Annotated in this window: 24 protein-coding genes; 10 read left to right on the top strand and 14 right to left on the bottom strand. The window is 47.4% G+C overall.

All coding sequences use genetic code 11. The annotated features are described in order from the left end of the window. Positions 1-37: 37 nt before the first annotated feature. The 5 genes from RB298_RS02815 to RB298_RS02795 all read right to left on the bottom strand — a co-directional run bounded on the left by RB298_RS02815 (position 38) and on the right by RB298_RS02795 (position 6,040). The gene (locus RB298_RS02815; RefSeq protein WP_486045653.1) at positions 38-1,207 is read right to left on the bottom strand and encodes a dihydrodipicolinate synthase family protein; all 1,170 of its coding nucleotides are present in this window, start codon (positions 1,205-1,207) and stop codon (positions 38-40) included. Positions 1,208-1,280: 73 nt separating this feature from the next. Further along, on the bottom strand, positions 1,281-2,432 hold the full coding sequence (locus tag RB298_RS02810) for a Gfo/Idh/MocA family protein (RefSeq protein WP_486045651.1): 1,152 nt from the start codon (positions 2,430-2,432) through the stop codon (positions 1,281-1,283). Between the two features lie 258 nt (positions 2,433-2,690). Continuing rightward, a complete protein-coding gene (locus tag RB298_RS02805) occupies positions 2,691-3,521 on the bottom strand; it encodes a helix-turn-helix transcriptional regulator (RefSeq protein WP_486045694.1) in 831 nt (276 codons plus the stop codon). Positions 3,522-3,902: 381 nt separating this feature from the next. Then, positions 3,903-5,222, bottom strand: coding sequence for a HAMP domain-containing sensor histidine kinase (locus tag RB298_RS02800; RefSeq protein WP_486045649.1), 1,320 nt, complete (start codon positions 5,220-5,222; stop codon positions 3,903-3,905). A 77-nt stretch (positions 5,223-5,299) separates the two neighbouring features. After that, complete coding sequence (locus RB298_RS02795; protein ID WP_096773743.1) at positions 5,300-6,040, bottom strand: response regulator transcription factor; 741 nt, start codon at positions 6,038-6,040, stop codon at positions 5,300-5,302. Positions 6,041-6,211: 171 nt separating this feature from the next. On the opposite strand from RB298_RS02795, the gene RB298_RS02790 reads away from it, so the two are divergent. Then, positions 6,212-7,696 (top strand): alpha/beta hydrolase family protein, encoded by a 1,485-nt coding sequence (locus RB298_RS02790; protein WP_486045646.1) that lies wholly within the window; start codon positions 6,212-6,214, stop codon positions 7,694-7,696. Between the two features lie 239 nt (positions 7,697-7,935). Here RB298_RS02790 and RB298_RS02785 read toward each other — a convergent pair whose 3' ends face one another. From RB298_RS02785 to RB298_RS02760, 6 genes are all read right to left on the bottom strand, one after another. Continuing rightward, positions 7,936-8,550: a DUF1349 domain-containing protein gene (locus RB298_RS02785; protein ID WP_096773745.1), complete on the bottom strand. Its 615-nt coding sequence runs from the start codon at positions 8,548-8,550 to the stop codon at positions 7,936-7,938. Positions 8,551-9,224: 674 nt separating this feature from the next. Beyond that, complete coding sequence (locus tag RB298_RS02780) at positions 9,225-10,856, bottom strand: hypothetical protein (RefSeq protein ID WP_486045644.1); 1,632 nt, start codon at positions 10,854-10,856, stop codon at positions 9,225-9,227. Further along, complete coding sequence (locus RB298_RS02775) at positions 10,840-11,628, bottom strand: ABC transporter ATP-binding protein (protein WP_486045642.1); 789 nt, start codon at positions 11,626-11,628, stop codon at positions 10,840-10,842. The genes RB298_RS02780 and RB298_RS02775 overlap by 17 nt, the downstream gene beginning before the upstream one ends. 773 nt (positions 11,629-12,401) lie before the next feature. Then, positions 12,402-12,833: a universal stress protein gene (locus tag RB298_RS02770; protein WP_096773748.1), complete on the bottom strand. Its 432-nt coding sequence runs from the start codon at positions 12,831-12,833 to the stop codon at positions 12,402-12,404. A 5-nt stretch (positions 12,834-12,838) separates the two neighbouring features. Next, the gene (locus RB298_RS02765) at positions 12,839-14,065 is read right to left on the bottom strand and encodes a CynX/NimT family MFS transporter (protein ID WP_486045640.1); all 1,227 of its coding nucleotides are present in this window, start codon (positions 14,063-14,065) and stop codon (positions 12,839-12,841) included. Between the two features lie 221 nt (positions 14,066-14,286). Further along, on the bottom strand, positions 14,287-14,847 hold the full coding sequence (locus RB298_RS02760) for a helix-turn-helix domain-containing protein (RefSeq protein ID WP_096773750.1): 561 nt from the start codon (positions 14,845-14,847) through the stop codon (positions 14,287-14,289). A gap of 157 nt (positions 14,848-15,004) precedes the next feature. Between RB298_RS02760 and RB298_RS02755 the strand changes: the two genes are divergently transcribed. Beyond that, positions 15,005-15,139: an S-Ena type endospore appendage gene (locus tag RB298_RS02755; RefSeq protein WP_369682784.1), complete on the top strand. Its 135-nt coding sequence runs from the start codon at positions 15,005-15,007 to the stop codon at positions 15,137-15,139. A gap of 179 nt (positions 15,140-15,318) precedes the next feature. Here the strand turns inward: RB298_RS02755 and RB298_RS02750 are convergent, their stop codons facing one another. Beyond that, positions 15,319-15,984 (bottom strand): TetR/AcrR family transcriptional regulator, encoded by a 666-nt coding sequence (locus RB298_RS02750; RefSeq protein WP_096773751.1) that lies wholly within the window; start codon positions 15,982-15,984, stop codon positions 15,319-15,321. Between the two features lie 121 nt (positions 15,985-16,105). Between RB298_RS02750 and RB298_RS02745 the strand changes: the two genes are divergently transcribed. The 3 genes from RB298_RS02745 to RB298_RS02735 all read left to right on the top strand — a co-directional run bounded on the left by RB298_RS02745 (position 16,106) and on the right by RB298_RS02735 (position 19,407). Then, positions 16,106-17,674, top strand: a complete 1,569-nt coding sequence (locus RB298_RS02745; protein ID WP_486045637.1) for an FAD-dependent monooxygenase — start codon at positions 16,106-16,108, stop codon at positions 17,672-17,674. A gap of 99 nt (positions 17,675-17,773) precedes the next feature. Next, complete coding sequence (locus RB298_RS02740; RefSeq protein ID WP_176502400.1) at positions 17,774-18,700, top strand: ABC transporter ATP-binding protein; 927 nt, start codon at positions 17,774-17,776, stop codon at positions 18,698-18,700. After that, positions 18,697-19,407, top strand: coding sequence for an ABC transporter permease (locus RB298_RS02735; protein ID WP_096773753.1), 711 nt, complete (start codon positions 18,697-18,699; stop codon positions 19,405-19,407). Before RB298_RS02740 ends, RB298_RS02735 begins: the two co-directional genes overlap by 4 nt. Positions 19,408-20,097: 690 nt before the next feature. On the opposite strand, the gene RB298_RS02730 is transcribed toward RB298_RS02735, so the two are convergent. Then, on the bottom strand, positions 20,098-21,324 hold the full coding sequence (locus RB298_RS02730; RefSeq protein ID WP_375119840.1) for a copper amine oxidase N-terminal domain-containing protein: 1,227 nt from the start codon (positions 21,322-21,324) through the stop codon (positions 20,098-20,100). A 991-nt stretch (positions 21,325-22,315) separates the two neighbouring features. Continuing rightward, complete coding sequence (locus RB298_RS02725; protein ID WP_192571875.1) at positions 22,316-22,597, bottom strand: hypothetical protein; 282 nt, start codon at positions 22,595-22,597, stop codon at positions 22,316-22,318. 196 nt (positions 22,598-22,793) lie between these two features. On the opposite strand from RB298_RS02725, the gene RB298_RS02720 reads away from it, so the two are divergent. The 5 genes from RB298_RS02720 to RB298_RS02700 are packed head-to-tail and all read left to right on the top strand — an operon-like array spanning position 22,794 to position 25,107. Further along, positions 22,794-23,036, top strand: a complete 243-nt coding sequence (locus tag RB298_RS02720; protein ID WP_192571874.1) for a spore gernimation protein GerQ — start codon at positions 22,794-22,796, stop codon at positions 23,034-23,036. Positions 23,037-23,047: 11 nt separating this feature from the next. Then, positions 23,048-23,434 (top strand): spore coat protein, encoded by a 387-nt coding sequence (locus RB298_RS02715; RefSeq protein WP_145036499.1) that lies wholly within the window; start codon positions 23,048-23,050, stop codon positions 23,432-23,434. After that, positions 23,431-24,567 carry a zinc-dependent alcohol dehydrogenase gene (locus RB298_RS02710; protein WP_096773758.1) on the top strand — a complete coding sequence of 379 codons (1,137 nt, stop codon included), beginning with the start codon at positions 23,431-23,433 and terminating at the stop codon, positions 24,565-24,567. Before RB298_RS02715 ends, RB298_RS02710 begins: the two co-directional genes overlap by 4 nt. A gap of 32 nt (positions 24,568-24,599) precedes the next feature. Continuing rightward, on the top strand, positions 24,600-24,800 hold the full coding sequence (locus tag RB298_RS02705) for a hypothetical protein (protein WP_096773759.1): 201 nt from the start codon (positions 24,600-24,602) through the stop codon (positions 24,798-24,800). Positions 24,801-24,810: 10 nt separating this feature from the next. Beyond that, positions 24,811-25,107 carry a spore coat protein gene (locus RB298_RS02700; protein WP_096773760.1) on the top strand — a complete coding sequence of 99 codons (297 nt, stop codon included), beginning with the start codon at positions 24,811-24,813 and terminating at the stop codon, positions 25,105-25,107. Positions 25,108-25,412 lie beyond the last annotated feature (305 nt).

The raw sequence follows: 25,412 nt of genomic DNA, 5'->3' as shown, positions 1-25,412 counted from the left end.
CTGATCCCTCCCGGATTTCAAACATCTCTATAAATGATTACGGCCAAATACCCGCCAGCGCCAAGACAGGCTTCATCCGTTCAGCGGCAAGCTCCGGATCGGCCAATAGCCCGGCCTTGTCGGCAAGCACGAACAGCTCGGCCAAATGGACGATCGAGCGCGATCCCTCCGCTCCCCCGATCATGCGGAAATGCGGTTGGCGGCCGTTCAAATAGGCCATGAACACAATTCCCGTCTTGTATGCGTACGTCGGCTTCTGGAAAATATGACGCGACAAGGCAACGGTAGGCTCCATAATCGCCTCATAACTGACCAAATCGCCTGCGTCAAGCGCATGAAGCGCCTGGGCGGCGGCCGGCGCGATCGCGTCGAATATGCCGAGCAGCGCATGGCTGTAGCCCTGCTCATCACCCTTGATCAGTTCCGGGTAGTTGAAGTCGTCGCCGGTGTACATCTTGACGCCTTCCGGCAGCAGCCGGCGCATCTTGATTTCTTTACCGGCATCGAGCAGCGAGATTTTAATCCCGTCGACCTTGTCCGCGTTTGCCCGAATGACGCGCAAACAAACGTCCATCGCCTCGTCCAGATCGTCCTTGCATCCCCAATAGCCGGCCAGAGCGGGATCGAACATGTCGCCAAGCCAATGCAGAATGACCGGTTGTTTTACCTGTCCCAAAATGCGCCCATACACCCGCTCGTAATCCTCAGGCCCTTTCGCGCAGGCGGCAAGCGCGCGGCTCGCCATCAGAATGACTTGACCGCCCTCGCCTTCGATGAAGCCGACTTGCTCTTCATAGGCGGCTTCCACGTCGGCGATCGTGACCGACGGTCCCGGAAACAGATGGTCGGTTCCCGCGCCGCAGGCGATTTTGCCGCCGACTGAGCGCGCTTCCGCGATCGAAGCGCGGATAAGCTCCTTCGAGCGGTTCCAGTCGAGGCCCATGCCGCGCTGCGCGGTATCCATCGCTTCCGCTACGGCCAGACCGAGCGACCACAAATGGTGCCGGTAGGCGAGCGTCGAGTTCCAATCAATCTGCGAATGATGCAGCGGATCTGCGTCCGCAAACGGATCGCAGACGACATGGGCGGCCGAGAAGGCGATGCGGCCCGTAAACGGCTTGGCCGGCACGGAGAACGAGCCTGCTTTGCCCGGAGTATATTCATACAACGCTCCCCCTGCGCGGGGGAGGAGCAACGACTTGGCCATCTGTATTCCCCTCCTTAAGAGGTAATTAAAAAATCGGCCGGTGCTGAAAAGCCGATTTTTTTAGTATTTATTTTTACAGGCTCAGCTTCGGCACGTCGATCCAGCGGCGTTCCAGCCACGACTGCAAGCTGAGATCGGCAAGCTGGGTGCCCTTCGCGCCTTCGAGCAAATCCCACGGAAACGGCGTGCCGATGACGACATGCTTCAAGAAGAGTTCCCATTGCACCTTGAACGCGTTGTCGTATGACGCGTTATCCGGCACCTCCACCCATTGGTCACGGAACTGGAACGGGTTCGGAATGTCCGGATTCCATACCGGCTTCGGCGTGTTGACCCGATGCTGCGTCTTGCAGTTCCGCAAACCCGCCACGGCGCTGCCTTCGGTGCCGTCGACCGTAACCGTGAGCAGATCGTCGCGGTCTACCCGCACCGCCCAGGACGAGTTGGCCTGCACGATAATGCCGTCTTCCAGCTCAAATATGGCGTACGCCGCATCGTCCGCCGTGCATTCGTACGGAACGCCCTGCTCATCCAGACGTTTCGGAATATGCGTAGCGGCAAGACAGGAGACAGCCTTCACTTCCCCGAACAAATTCTCGAGAACATAGCGCCAGTGTGCAAACATGTCGACGATAATACCGCCGCCGTCTTCCTTGCGGTAGTTCCACGATGGCCGCTGACCCTGCTGCCAGTCGCCCTCGAATACCCAATAGCCGAACTCCATTCGCACGGACAGGATACGCCCGAAGAAACCAGAGTCGTTTAAGCGTTTCAGCTTGAGCAATCCTGGCAAAAACAGCTTGTCTTGCACGACACCGTTTCTCACCCCGGCCTCAGCGGCGATGCGAGCCAGTTCAAGCGCCCCTTCCAAATCGACGGCCGTCGGCTTCTCGCAATAAATATGCTTTCCCTCGGCGATCGCCTGCTTGATGCTTTCGGCGCGGCGCACCGTCGTCTGGCTGTCGAAATAAATTTCGTAGTACGGATCGGCGAGGCATGCTTCAAGATCGGTACTCCAACGTTCGACGCCGTGGGCGGCGGCCAGCGCCTGCAGCTTGCTCTCCTGCCGGCCGATCAGAATCGGGTCGGGCATGATGACGTCTCCGCTCGGTAGCGCAACGCCCCCTTGCTTGCGAATCGCAAGAATCGAACGGATCAAATGCTGGTTGGTTCCCATCCGTCCGGTAACGCCGTTCATAATAATGCCGATGTTGCGAACTGCCACATTCATCGCTCCCTTCGCTTCGTATAACCGTATTGTAGTCGATGAGAAACCGCTTTTCTTACGATTACGGGAACACGATTCTCAATTTTGGAAGCGAATTATTCGAGCGAAAAACAAAATCCCCGCCGACGATAAGCCGATGGGGGGATGAAGGGGAAAATATGTTTTAATCAATCGGCCGGTCGTCCTTTGATCGTTATCTTGTTCCTTTGATCGCGCATTGTGCACTCGCTGTCCATTTGACGGAAGGATTCCCGCCTACTCAGCTTGGGCGGGCGCGTTCAGCTCCCGGTACGCCTTTGGCGACAGCTTGGCGACAGCTTTGAACGACCGGTAAAACGTAGACACGGAATCGTAGCCGACCTCGAAGCAGATCGAAATAATGTCCTTACCCGTTTCCACCAGCAACTTCTGGGCGACGCGGATGCGTACCTCGGTCAAATATTGCATCGGTGTCATGTTGTACCTTTCCTTGAAAATATTGTTCACGTGCCGCGTGCTGATGTCCAGCTTGGAAGCGATGTCCCCCGCGGTCAGCGGATCAAAATACTTCGAATCGATATAGCTGCGAATTTTCTCGGCACGCAGCTTGTTGGAGCTGGAGCCCGCTCCGGCTGCCTCCGTTCCGGCCGATCGAACCAGCAAAAGCAGCAACTGGGATAGCTGGACTTTGAGCGAAAGCCGGACGAGCGGCGACAGCTCCCTGGACTGCTCGAACAGAATTTTCCTCAGCAGCTGACGCAGTTCGCTCGCAGCAAACAATCCCGGCTTCAGCAGGCAGGAGGCCGGAAAGTAGGCGTGGAGCAGTTGCTCCCTCATATCCGGATCGAGCACTGCCTCGTCAAACGCCAACACTAACAAGGTCAGCCTGAAGTCGGACATGACGGAGTGGACGGAATACGGAACGATCAGCGCCGTATCGTCGACCGTAAGCTTCCGAACCTCACCCCCTAGCCGAATCGTGCCTTCCCCTTCCAGCACAAATAGCAGTTGGTGCGTCTGATGATAGTGCTCGGACACGTGATGCCCGCCCCTATGTTTCTGCTCGTATAAGTCTATCGCATTCTTGGACAAGTCGATCCATTTCATTGTCACGGCGAAGCCCCCGTTTTTTTGAGCGTTACATTTAGAGCCATTTTAGCGTGATCTGCGGCTTATATACAACATTTGACAAAATCATCGTAGCATATCCAAGGATGCGTCTGAGTGTAAACGAGCGCATCCGCTCAAAATTTGAAATCATCATCCGAAACGTAAACGGCTAGACCCTACCTCCAGTAATAGTAAGTGGCGATAAGGTTACACTTTTTCAGATTAAAGGAATAAATAACGACAATCCCGTCATGTTTAAAAACTTAACGTATGTTTTCGTAAAAATGTTGGCGGTCCCCTATTTGAAAGTTTATCTTGCATGGCGCTTTCTAGTTGGAAACGGTGAATATGCTTTAACATCCAATTCGCTCCATACACTCATGTCTTGGTCAATCGAATATGAACAACGGTGCCCTCCGCCTCCGGATCAAGCCAAATTTGCCCGGCATGCCGCTCAACTGAACTTCGTGCGATGGCTAATCCGAGCCCGCTGCCGCCGTCACTTCTCCTAGCCTGATCACCGCGCACGAAAGGTTCGAACACCGTCTCTCTCACAGGGTCCGATATTCCCGGACCGTCATCTCCAACGGTAAGCAGGATATCTTTATCGCATGCCTCCAGCTCCAGCCATACATGAGCACCCTCCTTATTGTATTTCAGGGCATTCGTCAATAAATTCGAAAGAGCTCTATGCATGAGACCCTCGTGATAAGACAGCATGACTGGCGATTCCGGAATGCGGATGTCCAGCGTAATTCCCTTCCGTTCAAACGAATCGTACAGATCGGCTGCCGCAGTGCGGCACAGCTCAGCTAAATCGCCTATCTTCCGCTCGTATGACAATTCCGTGCTCTCCAGTTTGGTTAACTCAAACAGGTCATCAACAAGCGAGGCGATAAACCTCGCCTTGGTATGTATGCGGTTCGCATATTTCTGACGCTGCTCTTCGCTCTGTTCCATACCGAGCCGCAGCACCTCTGCATAACCCTGTATCGTTGTGATCGGCGTTTTCAGATCATGGGAAATGTCCATCATCAGCCGGCGGCGTTCTTCTTCAAGTCTTCGCTTTGCTGTCTCCGCTTGCTCAAGCCTATCCGCCATCCGGTTGAAATGAAGCTGAAGATCCATTAACTCCTTGTTGGCTCGAAACAATAGCCTTTTCCCTCCCCTGCCTTCTGCAATCTGTGCGAGTTCGCGGGAAACTTCCGTGAGCGGATTCGTGATCCTTCTTGCCGTAATCCGGCCGTATAACCATAAACTCAATAAAAATGCGGCGGCAAACCACAGAAATCCATCAATCAGGAGTCTCGTGAAAACTTTGGTTATCTCGGCGTTTGTCTTCACCAAATGGCTTTCCTTCATCACAACTCCGCCCGGTATCGTAACAAGTAGGTGGTATTCCCGGCCTTCCGGTGAAACGAAAGGGGCAAGGGAGTGATATCCCGATCCGTTACCTTCATAGAACATGGTAAGCAGCTCCTCCTCCGTATAGGAGGCTTTTGCCTTCTCCATTCCGCTGCCCCGCGAAAAGACAACGTTCAGGCTCTTGTCCAGCACCTGGATGTAACCGCCAAAGGATTGGACGGTTTCATAGGGGATGCTCTCCCAATCGTCCCGTATCAGCAGGTTCGCTTCAACCCTGGGAAGTGTCCGACTTATATATTCCTCGCGGGCATCATACATGTTTTCATATACCACAAAACCGATAACCCCTAGGATGACGGAAAACAGGACATAATTTATCATCAGGCTGTTATGGACCCTTCTTCGACTCCTCATGGTGCCACGTCTCTCGGTACGAGTTTGTACCCAAGCCCCTTAATGGTGATGAGAAACCTCGGTTCACGAGGATCGTCCTCCAGCTTATCCCTCAGTCTACTGATCTGCACCATGACGGTGTTGCTGTCCTCCAGATACGGCTCGTTCCACACATTTTCATAAATTTGACGCTTTGTAAAAATCCGCCCTGGCGCTTCCATCAACAACCTGAGCAGCTTGTATTCCAGCGGGCCTAACGTAATCGCCTCGCTTCGCTTGTAAAGGACGCAAGCTTCATGATCCAGGGTTAGTGATCCGCACACGGTCTTTAACATCTCCGACCGTTGGGCGGGTTCCGCGCCCATCAGTTCGTAATAACGACGAAGCTGCGCCTTGATTCTCGCTACGACTTCGATCGGACTGAACGGTTTGGAGATAAAATCGTCAGCCCCGAGCCCCAGCCCGGTAACTTTATCTATATCACCGTTTTTTGCCGACAAAATAATGACGGGAAGCCTGTGATTCTCCCGGATCCGGGCGATCAGCTGATAGCCGTCAAGTTCAGGCATCATAATGTCGACTACCGCCAGATCGACCGGCTCCCGATGCAATATATTCCACGCTTCCCGTCCGCTTATAGCTTCCAGCACGCGATAGCCTTCGCGCTCCAAGAACAGCCTCAGCAGCTCCGTGATGTCCGACTCGTCGTCCGCTATCAAGATCGTCCGTCCTTTTACTAGTCTAGTATCTTGTTCCATATCGTTCCTCCATATGTATACGGCAAAGCCGGGCTCTCTTTATAAAAATATACACTGTAATTATCGGTCAGACGGAGCCATTTTTAATTGTAAGGATTATGTAAGGTTGGCTACAGCTAGGCTACAGCTCCGGCTGATAAGCTTATTTTACGATAAAATAGGAGGATACTTATGCGTATATATGAAACTGCATTATGGATCTTGAATCTGGCACTAATCATCAGTTGCATCTCGTTATTGGGAAAACACAAACGTTATGTACGCCTCTGCTTTTGGGCAGCCGGACTGTCCGGGGGCCTAAGCATTATCCAAATGTTAACCGAAGGCTACCGATGGCAGATGATCCCGGCCTATGCGGAATGTCTTATCTTAGGAGGACTGGCTCTTTATCATTTACGGCAATCCACCCACTCGAAGGATCATCCTTCGGTCCAGCCTGCAAAGCGGTTAGCCGTAATGACAGCAATCAAGCGCTCGATCATCGCCCTGCTTCTGATCGTGTATATCGGCGTTTCGGCTGCATTGCCGATACTTCTTCCTGTTTTCTCCTTTGCCGAACCTCAAGGACCATATCCTGTCGGCTCGACCACGATGGTACTCGAGGACGAACGCAGAGAAGAGCCGGCCACGGATGATCCTGCGGATAGCAGAAAGCTTAAGATCCAAATCTGGTATCCTGCGACACTGGGCACAGGGACCGGGAAATCTCCGTATATAGAGCATCTCCCGGTCGTTCTTGAAGGTTTACGGCAGGCCATCTCCATCCCCCCGTTTTTGTTAGGCCAGCTGAAATACGTGCAATCCCATTCCGAGCAAGATGCGGAGTTATCCACGGACCAGGATCGTTTTCCCGTACTGTTGTTCTCTCACGGGCTGACCGGCTTCCGTAACCAGAATACGTTTCAGGTTGAAGAACTGGCCAGTCGAGGATACGTCGTCGTTGGCATCGATCATCCCTATGATGCCGCCGCCGTCGTCTTTCCGGACCAGACAGCCATGTTGAAACTTGAGAACCTGTCGGGATTCGATGCATACGAGAAGAAGAGCCGGCTGTGGGTCGAAGATGCCAAGTTCGTACTGGATCAAATGGAGCTGCTAAACGAATCGGACCAAAAAGGGATCTTTTCCGATAGACTCGATATGGATAAGGTCGGCATGTTCGGCCATTCCTTTGGCGGAGCCACGGCAGCCCAGATGCTGCTTGTGGATAGCAGAGTGAAAGCTGCCCTTAATATGGACGGAACGCTTTACGGCCAGCCGGTGCCTGAAGGCGGATACGGGAAGCCGTATATGCAGATGAATGCGGAGTTTAGCGTAGACCGCCTCGCATTCGAGAGATCCTTGGACCAGGCAATTGAATCTTCCGGCCGTAGTCGGGAAGATTACGAGCAGTTTTGGGCCGAGTCGGCGGAACGCCGAAAACGGGCTGGTGCAGGAGAAGCATACTCGGTTGTATTCGCCCATGCGAACCATATGAGTTTCACGGATTTCTATCTGTTCTCTCCATTACTGCCGCCAACTGGGGCTGCCCCTCGTCAGATGCACCGCTCCATTAACGAGCTCTCATCCGCTTTCTTCGACCGGTATGTCAAAGGAGATACTAATGTCTCGCTGAAAAAGGTCTCTCAAGGCCTGCCCCATTTGACCATGCCGTAGTTTCTATAAAAAGGTTGTTGGTACAAGGGGGCTTCATCCTATTCAGGATGAAGCCCCCTTTCCTCGTTTACTAAAGAAGTAACACCCATCGATAAGGGATTTTGCAATTTTCCGCTGGACTTTCGACACAGAACGGTATTGACGCGCGTCACTACTTTGAGGGGGTTGAGGGGCTCGGTGATATAATCGTCTGTGCCTAATCTCGTTTTTCAAACTCCATTCTGCGTATATTGTTTAGATTATAGTAATGGTGGATCAATATGAAGATCTTCGTCAGGGGCAGTTACCTCCCAACGGGTAAACGTAGCCTCAAAGCCCTCGCGCTGCGGCGAGCAGGCAAAAGGACCGGCTTGATTATTCGAAGGGTATGGAAATCTTGCGACCCTAATGGTCCTCCAAGCATGCTTACCGCTCCGTGCCCGAATAACCGCAGCATCTTTAATGATCGATGCCCGCAAGGTAACTTCCTCCCCCTCCCATTCCGGTACAGCCGTAAGCGACCAATCTGAATATCCGTCTGTAACTACAACGGCAAGTTGAGGAGTCCCGTCATTCATTTCGATGCCTGCTTTAATCCATTGTTCCTGGCCATGATATAATAACAGACCCGCTTGATCGTATAATTCGACAAAGGAGTTGAGCCGGAAGGAAACCTCAACTCCCGTATTGCGATCCCATTTTGCCAACAATGCCGGTCCATCTTCAAATTCAAAACCGTACAAAGTCTTTTTCCAGAAGTCTCTCCCTTTCTCCGGCACAATCTTCAGCATCCCATCTTCTATGCTAGAAGACTGAGGGGAGTTGAGCCATACACCCTCATTCCAATCCATTAGGGTTCTATTTTGCCTGGACATAAATAACCTCCTAAAAATTATGTTCATTCATAACAACAGTCTATTGGGGCATTCCAGCTTACATGGTACCCAATTATTGTTATGTAATTATATTACAATCAAGAGCCATGCAAAATTTCATTTTAGGCACTGCCATTTCCGGATGCGACTCGCCCTCCTCATACCATATCCATCATGATACCGTGATAAATAAACGGCTCAAAGGCCTGGACTGACGATCTATCGACAGATCACTAATAAAATATTGTTTAAGTCGTTACATTAATCTCATCAATCTTTAAGTCTTTCTATCTGATCAGCTATAATTTGCGGGGGATCGGATTTCATTGCAACATATTCACCTTTGTCATTCGTTTTGGGGGTTACATGAACTTTTTCGCTCCCTGTTGCGACATTGGACCTCTTTGAGAACGTGTGCGGGGTGAAATCATATCCTGAATGTAACCATGTTCTTGTCATTGTGTTTTGACAAGAACTTGATAACATCAATATAAAAAGCCGCATAATTAGCGGCTTCTAATGTTAAAACGAAACGTCCATTTTGCTTCCAGATCACAGCATGGAGCGATCCGTTTAACAATAGAAGTTTTCTAATGGTTTGCCTACCAGTACTGTAAGTCAATTTACATATCCTTGTCGCCATGCCAATGCATAATCTGATGTCAGACTTCCGCTTATTTCGCACTAAACCTGCTTTCAGCAAACTTCGAGACAAGCGGCAGTGCACTAAACAAATACGCAAGAGACAATGTAGTAACGACACTAGCCAGAGTCCAGGGTGTTAAGCGTAACACCATTGCCACAATAAAGCATACCGAAATCAGACTGTTCAGCAAAGTGAACAAAGGGTTCTTCGTATTCAGTTCCGTTGAATAAGGCTGAAGCAGATAGTACAGCAGCAAATGATGCACCGAAAAGAAAACGGCCAGAGTTAGCGTCAACAGCCAGATCGGTAGCAATATACTATGAACTTCTCCCTTAGACAAAATCAGTACGAACACACTTAGCACAGTCGCAAAACCCGCGCCAATTCGTACATTCATCCCCATCATCCATCCAAGCCGCAAACGAAAATGTTGCACCGCATTCTTGCGATAGAAGTGATAACGCATCAGTGTTATATCGCAATGGTAAAACAACACCTTGCACAAATGCATTCCCATTGTCAAATGAAACATCGCTAAAATCAATAAAGGAAGAAATCGTTCGAGCGAATTGACATCCAAATGATCAGCAGCAAATAACAGCGCCGAAGACACCAACATAACGCCAACCACCATTATGGCTGCTAAACGCCTGCGAAGCGGGGCGCGAATTAGACTGTTATGTCGTGCAATAAAAAGCTCATGCATGTAGGCATAGCCTTTTTTGCGACCTGCTGCTTCCTTAAAACTGTATGGTGGCGAAGGGTTCTCCCTGTAGTCCCTCTCATTTGCCTGTACCGCTTTTCGCTGGACATCAGCCATCATTTGTTCCATATTCAATAGCGGATCATCGTGTTTTGTTACCGCGCGAACCTCAGCCGTAAATTCTGTTTTCTTCAGCAGGACATAGCCGGAGAAAACGCCAAAAAACAACAACAGCGCTATGAGCAACGGCTGGCCAAACGCCATAGCACCGAACAACGGAACTCCATCTACAGTCGTCAACGGCAAGTAAGCTGCAGCCAGTGTTAGCAACATCACCAGCACAATAATCCCCGTCTTCTTCACCAGCACTATATTACTCCGTCGGAACATGATCAAATGCAACCATTCGGATCCCACACGCCACATCGTCACAGTAACGACCAGCATCAGCGCCTGTAGTGCCGAAATACCAAAAATGCGCGCAATCACTGTTAGTGCAATCCATTGATATAAAAAGAAAGTCGTGTATCGGTAAACGAGCACGGCCCGCATGAATCGTGTCGGCGCGATACGCATGAGTCGGACTGCAGTATACTTCACTTCGTTTGTTTCCATTATTTTCGCACTCGTTATCCCTGCCATCAATACACTGATGCAAAAATACATGTGCATAAACAGTTCCAGCCGTTCTCCAGCCTCCCTTTCGTCCGCCCATAAGACCACGGGCAGCGCAATCATTACCCCGAAGTATAATAAGCTTTCCAGTAAACCGGCAATAATCCTCAACACAACCGCCACTGCGCCGGCTGTTCGCTTCGCCCGTACAGCGGCATATGCCTGTTCACTGATTAAACCTCTAAGCCATGGCAAACGCTGGGTATAAAATATGATGCGGTTCGCCAACGTTGCAATCTGCAATTGCCATATGCGGGCAATCGTATTAAACACTCCCAGCATCGGATTTCTCCTTCTGAGTTCCATCTTGGCATGGCCCCAATCCGTTTCCAGCAGCACCAGCTACGTTTTCGGCATCGCTCTGCAATAGTTCAATCACCTGCTGCTCGAAATCCGGGCGACCCAGGAGATCGGCTGAAACCCGTGACAACTTGCCATCATGTAGGACTACCAATTCATCACACAAGTCTGCCGCAAGTTGTAAAATATGTGTTGAGAAAATCAGTATATGATCCGATTTCATCTCTCGAAGTAATTGCTTCATTTCCAGAGCAACAATGACATCGAACGATGTCAGCGGTTCATCCAGCAAAATCACCGGAGGTTTCATCAACAGAAAAAGCAGCATCTGGATCTTATTTTTCATGCCGTGCGAATAATGCTTGAGCAGCTTATGCCGGTCATCCTTCGCAATGCGCATCATATCGAACAGCCCATCCACATCTTCGCTCCGTCTTGCAATTACATTCTCATTAACATCGATAAAGAAGCGAATAAACTCATACCCTGTTAAAAACTCTGGCAAAATTGGCAGCGAGTACACATACCCAACATCGTCCTCTTTCAAATCGCGCACCGACATACGATCCATTAACTTTATACTGCCGCTATCTGCCTGCATCTCCCTGCTTATGCAATTGAACAATGTGGTCTTTCCGGCCCCGTTTCGCCCAAGCAGCCCATATATCTTTCCCTGCTCAAAACGAAAGTTCCCGCCGGCCAACACTTGCTTTTTACCATAACTTTTTCTCAGGTCTTGCAGAATAAGTTCCATCTAGTTCTCCCCTCATCTATCCCATCCTTCGATCGGTCATCAAATTATGATCTAATTACCTTTTGCACATCCAAACTATACCAAATATTTTTATGAAGGAGGTTGTAACAAACTATTAAAACTGTTCTGTCTTTAGGTTATTGCAATTTCCTAATTTCAGCTGATTTGGAAGATACGTATTTTTCTTTTACAACAGTTGTATGCTGATCTAACCGGTGGTCGGCATGTTCTTGTCCTTTTCGGCAATCGGTACAAGAACTTGTACCGATAAAACAAAAAAAAGCCGCTAATAGCGACTTTCAATGGGACCATGTTCTTGTCCCTCGACAGATGTCTAATGACCTTATCACCTTTCAGCCATTATTTATTTATTTTATGGATTTGTTAAAGTTACCCTCATTATTGACACAATTTTGCCCTCTTCTACTTGTTTCTAACACATAAACTTTTTGTTTTGGAGCGCAAACAGTGAACAATTCCATTGCACCATGTAAAGGGGATCTTTATGTCGTAACCTCCAACCAAAGGGATGACTTTGTGTCATTAACTCCGACCAAAATGGTAACGTTGTTTCATATTTATCCATATTATTAACAGCATTTCGCATTTCTTCGTGCGCGCCCGGACGGTGGTGATCGTTGTGGAGCACCGTGTAGTGACAGGTCCCTCTCCCGTCATCTTTAGCGTCAGCCATTGAACAACTAATAGATATAGTACGATAAACATTCCCCTGCCAGTATAACACTACATCATCTCAGCAGTTCCCGAAGGAGTTAATGTACAATGAGGACTGGGCAACTTGATAACTGTGAAACCTTGTGGCTGACACTTCCAAGCATCATTCCTTTTACGCCCCTTAGCCCACGGCTTCCGATAATAATAAGTTGCTGCTCGGTATCCCATGCATAATTTAATATTTCATGTGCAGGATCTCCCTTAAGATGAATGGTTTCCGGGTTAATTCCCGCAGATTTTAATTTAGATTTGGCTTCTTGCAGCTGTTCCAAACTCGCTTTCTCCATTTCGTTCAATACTTCTTCCAAGAAATTCACTGGTACATATGTCATTCCGTTCGACACATAATCTTGGCTGACATGAACCAAGGTAACTTGGGTTTGTTTGTTTCGGGCTATTTCAATGGTTGCATCGAGGATTTTGTTCGTTATTTCAGCTTTATCAATGGCCACCATAATTTTGCCAAACATATTTATCATCCTTTCCGTGGCAACTCGTAACGATTTCGGCTACCTACAAAACGATTACTTGCTGCTCCTATACCGACTAAAAAGAGTAAGACCGAAGCCCCAAGCAGAATGAAAAGTGGCAGGTTCCAACTATTTGTCGCATCATGCAGATATCCTATAAGGGCAGGGCCGATTGCGGCAAGAAGATATCCGACCGATTGGGCCATGCCAGACAGTTCCGCTGCTTGATGCGCATTTTGCGTGCGCAACCCGAAAAACATCATGGACAAACTAAAAGCGAAGCCTCCACCAATTCCGAGCATGATGATCCACAACAGAATGATATTGGAGCTTCCGTAAAGAAGTCCGATCGTTCCCGTCATAAGCAAAATGGTTGTGATGACCACTAATAAACGTTGGCTAGACATGCGCCCCGCAATAACGGGGACAATAAAGGTAAATGGGAGCATCGCTAACTGCATGATCGAGAGGTACCATCCTGATTGGTTGGAGTCAATTCCTTGCTGCTTTAAAATTTCAGGCAACCATGCGATCAACACATAGAATACCATGGACTGTATACCCATAAACAACGTTACTTGCCAGGCAAGCGGGGATCGCCAAACATTCACATCGTAGCTGACCATCCTTTGACTCGTCGTGGCAGTTTGTTTTGTTTGATTTCTTAATTGGGGTAGCCAACAGAGGATCGATACAAAGCTTAGAATCCCCCATATTCCGAGTGCCCCCTGCCATTTTAGACCTGCGTTTACGGCTAGCGGTACACTGATCCCCGATGCGATTGCTCCACATAAATTCATTGAAATGGAGTAAACACCTGTCATGGAGCCAATTTTATCCGGGAAATCCCTTTTGATTATACTTGGCAATAATACATTACATACGGCAATGGCGAATCCTAGAACTGCTGTCCCAATAAACAGATTAACTGCGCCAGATAATGAACGTATGACAATACCAGCAGTCAGAAAGATTAGGGCAATCAAAATGATACGCTCAACCCCAAATCTTCGTCCTAATTTTGGTACTAGAGACGATAATAAAGCAAAGGCGAGCAAGGGTACCGTTGTGATCAGGCCTGCTAATGTATTTGAAATATGAACGTCATCCCTTACAAGACTCACTAAAGGACCGACTGACGTTAAGGGAGTACGTAAATTAGCTGCGATAACAATAATGCCGAGGATAATCAGCCCTATAGAGGACGGTATGTTTTTTGGTTTGTTCGGCATTCTACACTTCTCCTTCCTGAATTCTTACGTATGATTTGCTACCTGCTGATTGAAAAAACTTTGCTATAACATTCGCGCGAACAACAAAAGTATATTATAATATATTAAATTTAACAATAAATATTTTTAAATATACTAAATATCATCTGAATAATAAAAAACAACTCTGAATTCCCGCCATGAATTCGGAGTTGTATTTAATAAGTAGAATTTATCGACTTTTAGAAACCATATTTTAAGGATATATGGAGCACTGTTTCGCTATTCGTATGATTGGTATAAGAGTGAGGACAATCTGAACGAAAACTGATCGTATCATATTGATTCAATGTATAAATCTCTTCATTGACTTGAATTTCAATGGAGCCAGTCATTACTGTCGCGATTTCAGTTGTATTCACATGATGACCTTCAGGGTAATACGAGCTATTTGGCTGTAGGTATGCCCGACACATTTCCATATCGTTGCTTTTAAAGACTGGTTCAATGATCCAATTTTTTTCATCATTAGAAAACCGTAATCCTTCGCCTGCTCGATACAAACTAACAGGGTTCTCTGATTTGAACAAAGCAAATAGCGGTAAAGATATGCCTTTTGAAATTTTCCATATAATCGCTAAAGTCGGATTTGTTTCGCCACGTTCGATATTCCCCAGAGTAAGTTTGCTTACGCCCGTTAATTCCGCTAAATCGTCTAAGCTCATATTTTTTTCTTTTCTGTACTTTTTCAAGGCACCGCCCATTTGTAATACAATTTGTTTTGATTCGTTGGCTTCATCCATTTAATATTCACCTCAACAATAAACTGTTATAGCTAGTATATTGTTAATCTAGATTCTTTTCCACACGATACCACTTGTAAGTCCAGTGGATTTCCATACTTCCCTTACGTACTTAAATTGTTCACAAGTTCAATATAAAATAAAATCTCGATGAAAGTTGAAGGTTGACCCCGGTTCGAGCTTGAGCTTTACCAAAACTAACTTTAACTCCATACAAATTACAGCTGCATGGGCCACAGCCGACACCGGCGACAGGCGAGATCTGTATCACCTCACGCTATCGGATATATAAAAACAGAGCGGTCCCTCCAATGGGACTTCGCTCTGTTTATATATTGGATCCGCCGACATTCTCTGAACATTAGCTGTCATTTACTTGGAAATCAGTTTTGAAATGCCTACGCGTCCTTAATGTATATTTACGTTAAATTTGTGGCCCCACCAATCTTTTATCGTTTAGCAAAATTCCAATCAGTATGATGGTTGATTTTCGTTTTGAACGGTGCGTTTTCCATAAGCGCAAAGAAAGACGCGTACGCCTTCAGTGATGAGACGTTTGGTTTGTTCCTGTTCCTCCTCTAATGTCCCGTTTTTTCTCGGTTGATCAAATACCAATAAAAACGTTAAGGCAGAGAAGTGCTTTGTAGCCATTACGGGATCTGGCACATCGAGCAGTCCGGTTTGTCCAAACTCGGTAAACCTCCTGATAATCCCCTCTTCCGTTGCGCTATCCAGCTTTTCTAAAAACGAGGCTGGCAGGTTGGCGGCTTCCATTGTAACCAGACGGATCAAAGCACTGTAATCGGACGAACCGTTCGCCGATGCTACGAATTGTTCGCAGAATAAGATGAGCGCCTCCTCCAGATCCTCGAATTCCCACAGGTAGTCTGATATCCCTTGCTTGATCATGTCCAGAACCGCCCGACTGGTTTCTTCCACAACAGCAAGCAGCAAGTTTTGTTTGTCCCCATAATAATCATAAACGGTCCTTTTGGAAACCCCCGCTTTAGCTGCGACCGCATCGACGCTGGAGCGATCAAACCCATCTGAAAGAAACAGATCCCGTGCCGCTGCAATAATTTTAGCTCGTTTGTCCGAAGAGCCTTTGCGGATTTTTTTGTTTTCCGTATTATCCATGCTTACGTTTCCCCCCTACAGGTATATTATCAAAAATCAGTTTCATTTTACAAAGTACACTGCACGGTGTAGTATAATTAATGCAACATATCAAAACCACTGATCAAGGAGGATTTTATCCATGAAAACCGTGCAGTCTTTTGTTGATGTTCTCATTGTCGGGGCCGGACCAACAGGGCTTACACTTGCCTGCGACCTTGCCCGTCGAAACGTCGACCATCGTATTATGGAACGAAGCGCCTTATATAACGCAGCGTCTCGCGCCAAAGCAATCCAGCCCCGCTCGCTTGAGGTCGTCGATAATTTGGAGGCCGTTCGTTACATTATGGACACAGGTGTCGTGGATTTGCCTGTTCGTTATTATACCGCAGATGGCAGGAGTGTGGACAAGCCGGCTATTACCGTTGCAGCCAGCGCCGAACTGGAGACACCCTATCGTGATCCGGTCTGGATTGCTCAATATGATGTGGAAAAAGCATTGCGCGACCGATATGCGGCGCTTGGCGGTCAAGTCGAGTTGGGCGTGGAAGCTGTAGGGCTTGAACAGGATTTGGATGGTGTGACGGTAACCGTGAACACACCGCAAGGAGAAGAGCAAATTCGCGCTCGTTATGTCGTCGGCGCTGACGGGGGCAAAAGCAATATCCGCAAGTTTATCCATTTGCCGCTGGTTGGAGAAACACACGAACATGAACGGTGGTATCTTGGCGATGTACGATTGGAAGGGCTGGATCGTGACCGTATCCATATCTGGACCTCTTCGGAGGGGATGGTCGGGGTGACACCGCTGCCTAAATCCGATATTTGGCAGCTGCAGGCTACAATTCCGGCAGACATCGAAGAACCAGAGCAGCCGTCGCTAGAGGTGTATCAAGCCATGTTTGACCGTCGCGCAGGAGCCGGACGTGCTCGGCTCACGGATGCCTCCTGGCTGTCCATCTACCGAGTCAACGTCCGTATGGTTGAATGTTACCGCAACGGCCGGGTTTTACTTGCCGGAGATGCCGCTCATGTTCATTCGCCGGCCGGCGGCCAAGGCATGAATACGGGGATGCAGGACGCATACAACCTCGGATGGAAGCTGGAAGCCGTCGTACGCGGAGCTGACACCGCTTTGCTCGACACGTACGATGAGGAGCGCCGCCCCGTAGCTCAAGCCGTGCTCGAGGACAGCACGAAAAAAATGGGAGGGGTCGTAGAGACGGCCACTGAACGCGGAGCGTTATCCCAATCCTTGAGCACCATATCCGACGATCTGACGAGCGGGCTGCTCATTTCCTATCGGTCAAGTTCTCTTACCCACCCGTCTGCTCGAACGAATGCTACCCGTTCGTTGCCCGGGGATCGTGCTCCTAATGTCGAGGGTCTGCAAGGTACAGGGTTTGCAGGAAGTGTATTTGACCTGTTGCGCGGCCCACACTGGACGCTTTTGGTTTTTGTAAACCGCACAGATCATCTTTCTTTGGAGAACTTCACCTACGACGGACTCCATGTGCATTCCATCCTGCCATCGCATGTGGAGGGTGCCGAAGGCATAATCGACACAGCAGGGAATGCCTATCGAATTTACGATGTGGCAAGCGAAGAACTCGTATTGATTCGTCCCGACGGTTACATCGCTCTGCGTACCTCCATTGATGATACCGCATCGATCTTGAATTACTTGAATTTCATTTATCGCGAAAACTGATTTTGAAAAGCCGTCGGTGATCTGTTACAACATCTCAGGTGACCGCCGGCACTTTTGATGAACTGAGTTTAAATTGATAATACGGGAAGGACTGTTTTTATGGAAGAAATTATTCGAACCGTTAACCTGACAAAGCAATACGGAAATAAAGTCATTGTAGATCGCGTTTCGATTTCCGTTAAAAAAGGAGAAATTTATGGATTCCTGGGATTGAATGGCGCAGGAAAAACGACAACCATTCGAGCTCTTCTCGGTATGAGTAAGCCTTCTTCCGGAGAAGTGTATTTGTTTGGTCAGCGCTGGGCGAATGGGAATCCCGATTTATCGAGACGAGTAGGTTATATGGTGGAAGTTCCTTATGCCTACCCTAACTTTACGGTTAGGGAAAACTTGAGTTTGATGGCCAGGTTGCGAGGATTACCGGTTCCGGGGGCAGTTAACGAAATTATGGAGCAATTGAATCTGAGCCAATATGCGGATAGTAAGGCAAGAGATTTGTCACTTGGTAACGCGCAGAAACTTGGATTGGCCAAAGCGTTAATTCATAAGCCGGACGTTCTGATTCTTGATGAGCCAACCAATGCGCTTGATCCAGCCGGAATTGTCGAGATAAGGGAGATGCTGAAAGCTCTAGCTTCTCAACAAGGGGTTACCGTGTTTATATCGAGCCATATCCTTGAGGAAATGTCCAAAATGGCTTCTCGAATCGGCATTATTCACAAAGGCGTATTGCTAGAAGAACTGACAACAAAAGACTTTGAAACCATCCGCCGAAAGCAGTTGATGATCGGTACGAAGGAGGCTCGGAAGGCTCAAGCTATTCTTTCAGACTCCGGGTATGCGGTACATTCGCCTTCGAATAACTGCCTTGCACTACCGGATGATCATGCCGTGAAGCATCCCGAACATATTGCTAGATTGCTTGCTCATCACGAATTGCCGCTCACCATGCTTAATATTGAAGAAGAGAATTTGGAACATTATTTTCTCAAAGCAATCGGAGCCCAGGAGGGAAAACGAAAATGAGACCATTGTTGACGGCCTGTAGCGTTGAAATTTACAAATTGCGTCGATCCTTTGTTTTATGGGGCACGCTTCTGTTTATATTGTTTGTCATCACGTTGTTCTTGGGACAGCCCGATTGGCCTTCTTTTTTTGAACGGACTGCGTTTTTGTATGCATCCGTGTTTGGGCTGCTGGGGTTTGGATTGGTGACAAGCTGGACATTTGGCCGCGAGTATTCTGATCGGACGCTTAAGGATTTGCTCGTTTTGCCTATATCGCGTGGTAAAATAGCGATTGCCAAATATGTCGCAATTATATTTTGGTGTTTTGTAATGATGTTGATCAGCTTTGTTTATGCCTTAGTGCTTGGTTTTGCTATTGGCCTTCCTGGCTTTTCGTTTGCAATTGTACAACATTATTTGTTCCTGATACTTATCATTGGTGCTCTCCACCTATTATTAAGTGCCCCTCTTGCCCTACTGGCCTGTATATCGCGCGGTTATCTGGTGCCGATCGGCTTTGCTTTTACAACTTTAATGCTGGCATTGGTATTCGGTCCCACTGCCATTGGCAAGTATCTGCCCTGGTCTGTACCTGCTTTGCATTTGCAGGAAAACGGCGTCGCATCATTCCCCTTGGCAGATACCAGTTATTTTCTAGTATTTTTAATAGGACTGGCAGGCTTCATTGGGACGGTTAAATGGTTGCAAAACAGGGAGCAACGATGATTAACTAGAAAATACTTCTGAATAGAAATTTGGAAGGAGATTATTGTAGGAAAATCGGAAGCCGCGACAAGGTAGCTTGCAAGCAGGGCACGTCACCGGGTTCGAGGGGTGAAAAGCAAAGGAAGTCTCAATTTTACGAGTAGGCACGGGAGGATTGCCGAAGTCGACCTGATCTCCGATCCAGAACGCGTACGCCTGCTTGAACTGGCGGGTTGAGTAATTGAGCCTTAAACTCAGCGTCTTCGACGGTGTTAAAGACATAATTCCCCGGATAAAAGATAACAGTTATTAAAACCATAACATGCTCAAGCGGCACCCAAAGGGTGCCATTTTCTTTTTAATGTCCTTTTGTATCGCCTATTACATAATTACGTACGTATATTTTGTTCTCGTAAAGACCTTAACTTGGAAATGGACTGCATCTCTTATCCTTTGTACAGTGAAATATGACAGGAGATGGTAGTTCGTCTATGGGAAAAAATCTAATTTCATCAACTTCTCCTTCTTCATTAAAAATTGTAAAACTTGTACCGATAAAACAAAAAAGCCGCTATTATAGCGACTTTCTATGGGACCCTGTTCTTGTCCCTCGACAGGGCTATGGCATATGCAGTAAAGTTCTCCCCGATCTGCAAGCCGTATTGATGCCCTTCGAATTAAACGTCAGACAATTAGATAAACACCAGCTGCTTATTTCATGTCCTGCCAGCTTTTAAAATCGTGAACGGCAAAGCCGGCATAGCTTGCGTAGCGAGCCAATTGATTATGGGCAGATTGAAGCTCCTTTTCCATCACTTCATTGCTCATGGAATAGAATGAGACCCGCGGACCCTCCGTGCTTTTGACCGTTTCTACAGCAACAACAACTTTCTTCTTCAGAGTGGATGCTTCTCTCAGCATGGCCTGCGCATTTTCCACAATTCCATTGCTGCCTATTGCATGATTCCGATAATTCATTATGACGAGGCAATCGAACTTCTCGAGCAGCCATGCGCTCATACTGTAATCCTTCCCCGGAACATTAATCGTATTCAGCCAATACGGAACATCGATAGCAATTTTCAAGCCGCTCCCTCTGGTTTCTTTCTCGATCAGTCTCAAATTGTCCATCCAGCTTTCAATAATCGCCTTGTTGTCCTTTGTCCATTCGCTTAGCGTATAAGGTTCAATATCGAAATGCAGTCCTGTAAAGCTTGCTTCCGGGCCAACAATGGAATTATAGGTTTTAACCCACGTGATGAATTTTCGAATATCCTCCTGCTTAGACTTATAGACCCATTCGGGACGCCCCTCAAGTGCTTCCACTTGAATTCCTTCGCTTTTGGCTTTTCGTATAAAACCTTCATATATCGCTGGATCGATATCTCTATTCACCTGAAGGTAAATAGATGTCACACCCTTCATTTTTGCGAAGCTTATAATTTTTTCTTGATCCTGTTTGATGATGTGACTGTCCCATATCCATGTTCCTTTCGGAACATTGGCCACGGAGGTCATAATGCTCACCAGATTGCGCGTGGGCTGCCACTCCACATTAGCATGCAGGGCTTCACTTATAAAACGCAACGGAACCATCGTGCGGCCGTTTTTGAGCACTGCCGACCCTTCAAAGTCTACTCTTTTACCGTTCACCAGTGCATGATGATCGCCAATCACCAAAATAACAGTGTCACGGTTAAGCGAGATCGTGATTTGTTTTAATTTTGAGTCCCATTTCGTAGCAGCTCCAAGCTTGTTGGATATAAAAGCAAGTGGAACCATCGTAAGGTTGGATCTCTGATCGACATATGGGTGCTCATCCGGGAATTGTACATCACGCCCATCCACGGATACTTGGACTTCAGAAGCGTAAATAGCGGGGGTAAACGCAGCTAAACTTAGCATGATAGCTAACGTGCATACTAGCAATTTTCTCATGGGTGATTTCCTATCTTTTTGAATTTGTTCTTTTTCTTACTGTGCACGCATTTGCACATAATGAGATTATAAGGTATGTAATAATTGGTAACAAGATCAACAGGCTCGATGAATTGCAGAATTTGATAAATAAAGGATGGTTTATACATAAATCTCGCTTATCGTAATTGATAATATCAATTTTCCCGGACCCAAAAGCGTAAGCCCGCGCCTATTACCAACGAAATACTAAGGACTACAACTGGGGCCGAGAATAACTTTTATTATTCACTACTATTACCTCAAAGAGTAGTGTGAATGCCAATATAAATGATACTTTAAAATCACCGTGATCCCAAAGCTTCATGCTCGGAAAGGTACCTGAGGGCCGCACTCCGGGACGGTCCGTCCAACGAACGTTCGCTGTTTCAAGCGGACTCCTACCTTCGGCAAGCGCTCCATAAACACGCTGTCCCCATTCCCCACGGTAAATGTGATTGGCGACACGGTTACTGGGTAGACGGATCAGCTTGGGACACATCGGCACATGTTCTTGTCCTTTTCTATTTTAGCCATGAAAAAATCCCCTTCATTCGTTAGGCAAGATTAAGTCCATCTTAACAGATGCCTTTTTTCTCTTGTCTACTGAAAGGGGATTTTTCCCAAAAAAGTGATCCAAGTCCGGCAAATTGTATAAATTGGGCTCCACTGCTTAATCATATCCGGTTTCGATAATTTTTTTGAAAATGTCTGAGACAGCTCAAAAAACAAAAAGCTTCGTCAAAAGCCGAAGAAGATTTTTGACGGAAACTCACCGTGTCTAAGGCAAATACGTTCCTCTGAGCAGCTACACAGGTCATTTGCCCATGCGGAAAGTATCGGCGTAAGTTCGGAAACATCATCGGGATATACTCGATATAGACAGACGACCATACCTCGACATTAGTAAGCCTGACTCTACTGTATCCGAAAAAGAAGAATCTATGCCAAGCCTATCTGTGCCAAAACCGTTTTATCGTTGGTCAGGCAGACGTAATGCATTTGCTGAAGTTTGCGCTTGATCTAAAAATTCCTCTGCTTGGGTCAATTGCTGCCGGGCCCTCTCCAAAGCTTGTGAATTTGTTGCCGCATTAGATTCACTTATCGAGCTTATCGCCTGATTTAAAGCAGTTTGTGCCTCAGAAGCAGCGTTAGATGCATGCTGCTCCAGCGTATTACCGCTGGAATTAAGTGTACCTTCTGCCGGTTCTCTTGTAGTTTCGGTGCCTAGATCAATTTTGTTTTTATTGGGCACAGTGAGTACTCCTCCCTTTTGAGCAAGATCATTCAGTTAAGTTAAACAGAATTAAGTATGAGGTTAAGAATTTGTTTATATTCCTGTGAACGGTATGGGAATATACGGATCTTACATCTCCGGCAATCCATTTTAGTATAAGATCCGATGCGTTGGAAAATCTAACGTTGATGAAAAGGGAGGTGATCATTTCTGAATGAAAAATCCAACGCTAGCACCGCACGAATCGATGGAACTGCATGAAGCGTTAAACTTTAAAACGCTCTGCCTCGCTAAGTCAAAACTTATGCAAGGCCTGGTCTTTGATCAAGAGCTAAAGGCCTTAATGCAGAAAGACGTAATCCAATCCATACAACAGCTCGCCGAGCTGCAAGCAATCTACGCAAGAGCTCCTTTCCAAGCGCCTGTTCCGAATAGTCCGACACCTATAACACATTAAGGGGAATTCAAATGAATACCGATTATCTAGACCCGATTAATTCATTAAATATGCCGGAAATGGCAGATATGACTTTTGCCATGGACTTCCTTCTTCGTGCCAAGGAGGGTGTGCGTAATTTGTCCATCGCCCTGACGGAAACGGCTTCACCGGATGTAAGAGCCCTGCTGCACAATCATCTTAAGCAGGGTATTGCAATGCACCAAGAAATCACGGAGCTCATGATTCGCAAAAAATGGTTCCATCCCTACGAGCTGAACGAACAGTACCAACTCGACCAGCTTTCGGCAAACAATACGGTGATGATCGGGCAGATGAATTTGTTCCCGGATGATACGTCGCGTAAAGGGATGTTTGATCGGACCCCAGATGAACATATTGGAGGACACAAAGCATGAAGGCGGTAACGTATCAAGGGATTAAAAATGTCGTGGTCAAAGAGGTGCCGGATCCGAAGATTGAAAAACCGGACGATATGATCGTAAGAGTCACAAGTTCCGCCATTTGCGGTTCGGACCTTCACCTGATTCACGGAATGATCCCTAACCTTCAGGAAAACTATGTCATCGGGCATGAACCGATGGGGATTGTAGAAGAAGTAGGTCCTGGAGTGACCAAGGTAAAGAAAGGTGACCGGGTGATCATCCCTTTCAACATCGCATGCGGAGAATGCTTTTATTGTAAGAATCAGCTGGAAAGCCAATGCGACAATTCAAACGAACACGGGGATATGGGCGCCTATTTCGGTTACTCCGGAACGACCGGTGGTTACCCTGGTGGGCAAGCTGAGTATTTACGAGTTCCGTTTGCTAATTTCACCCACTTCAAGATTCCTGAAAACTGCGAGCAACCGGACGAAAAGCTAAGCTTGATCGCCGATGCCATGACGACGGCATTCTGGAGCGTAGATAACGCCGGCGTCAAGAATGGAGATACGGTCATCGTGCTCGGATGCGGTCCGGTCGGACTTCTGGCCCAGAAATTCTGCTGGCTAAAAGGAGCAAAACGGGTCATCGCCGTCGACTATGTCGATTACCGCTTACAGCATGCGAAGCGAACGAACCATGTGGAAATCGTGAACTTCGAACAGGATAAGAATATCGGCAACAATCTCAAGGAAATGACCAAAGGCGGCGCCGATGTCGTCATTGATGCGGTAGGCATGGACGGCAAGATGAGCGATCTTGAGTTTCTAGCTAGTGGTTTGAAACTGCAAGGCGGCACCATGAGCGCATTTATCATTGCATCTCAGGCTGTCCGCAAAGGCGGGACCATCCAAGTCACCGGTGTATACGGCGGACGCTATAACGGATTCCCGCTCGGCGACATCATGCAGCGAAACGTGAATATCCGCTCCGGACAAGCTCCGGTCATTCACTACATGCCGTACATGTATGATTTGGTTACTTCTGGAAAAGTGGATCCAGGAGACATTGTTACGCACGTCATTCCGCTCAGCGAAGCAAAACGGGGCTATGAAGTGTTCGATACCAAAACGGATGATTGCATTAAAGTCATCTTAAAGCCTTAAATTATGGATAGATACACGGGAGGACAATCCGAATGAATTCCAATTATGCTTTGCATGAGATGCTTGAGGTACATGAAATAGCTGCGTTCAAGACGGTTTGCATGACTAAATCCAAGACCATGCAAGCTCTGGTAACCGACCCGGAGCTCATGCAAATTTTGCAACAAGACGTACAATTATCACAACAGCAGCTTCAGGAGCTTGGTGGAGTGCTGTCTAAAGCAACGGTATAGGAGATAAAAAATGAACCCAATATTAGAACACATGACAGGTCTTCATATGCTGACCGATGAAGTGATCGCAATGGATTTTTTGATGAACGCCAAGAGCGGAGTCAGGAACTACGCCATGGCCGTGACCGAATGTGCCACCCCCGAAATCAAGCAAATTTTGATGAAACAGCTCGAAGAAGCCATAGACTCCCATGAAAAGATAACAAACTACATGATGCAGCGGGGCCTATACCATCCCTACCAAATTCCAGAGCAAATTCAGCTTGATCAGAAAAACATTCAGACCGCCATGAACATTCTGTCCTGACACCGTATTTCGTCCAGGCAAAATGCATAAAACCACAATGGTTCACGGCCCTTTCCGCAAAACTGCGGAGGGGCTTTTGCTTCTAGGAAGCTACATTTTCCCGCCAAGTACACCATCGTCATCCGACCTCAAAAAGCCCTTAAATATTTGCTGCGCAAACGTTTTTCAGGGTCAGGTGCCATTTGCGGGAATATATCATAATTTCAACTGACAAAAAAGGCAGCTCCCTGATGAGGGATAGCTACCTTCGTTTAAGATTATTATGAAAAGGTAGGAGCAGGGAATTCATCAATTCTCATACGAAG

The organism is Priestia sp. BR_2, assembly GCF_041954005.1.
In the GTDB taxonomy this organism is placed as follows: domain Bacteria; phylum Bacillota; class Bacilli; order Paenibacillales; family Paenibacillaceae; genus Paenibacillus_AQ; species Paenibacillus_AQ lautus_A.
This window is presented reverse-complemented; position numbering and strand designations above follow the sequence as displayed.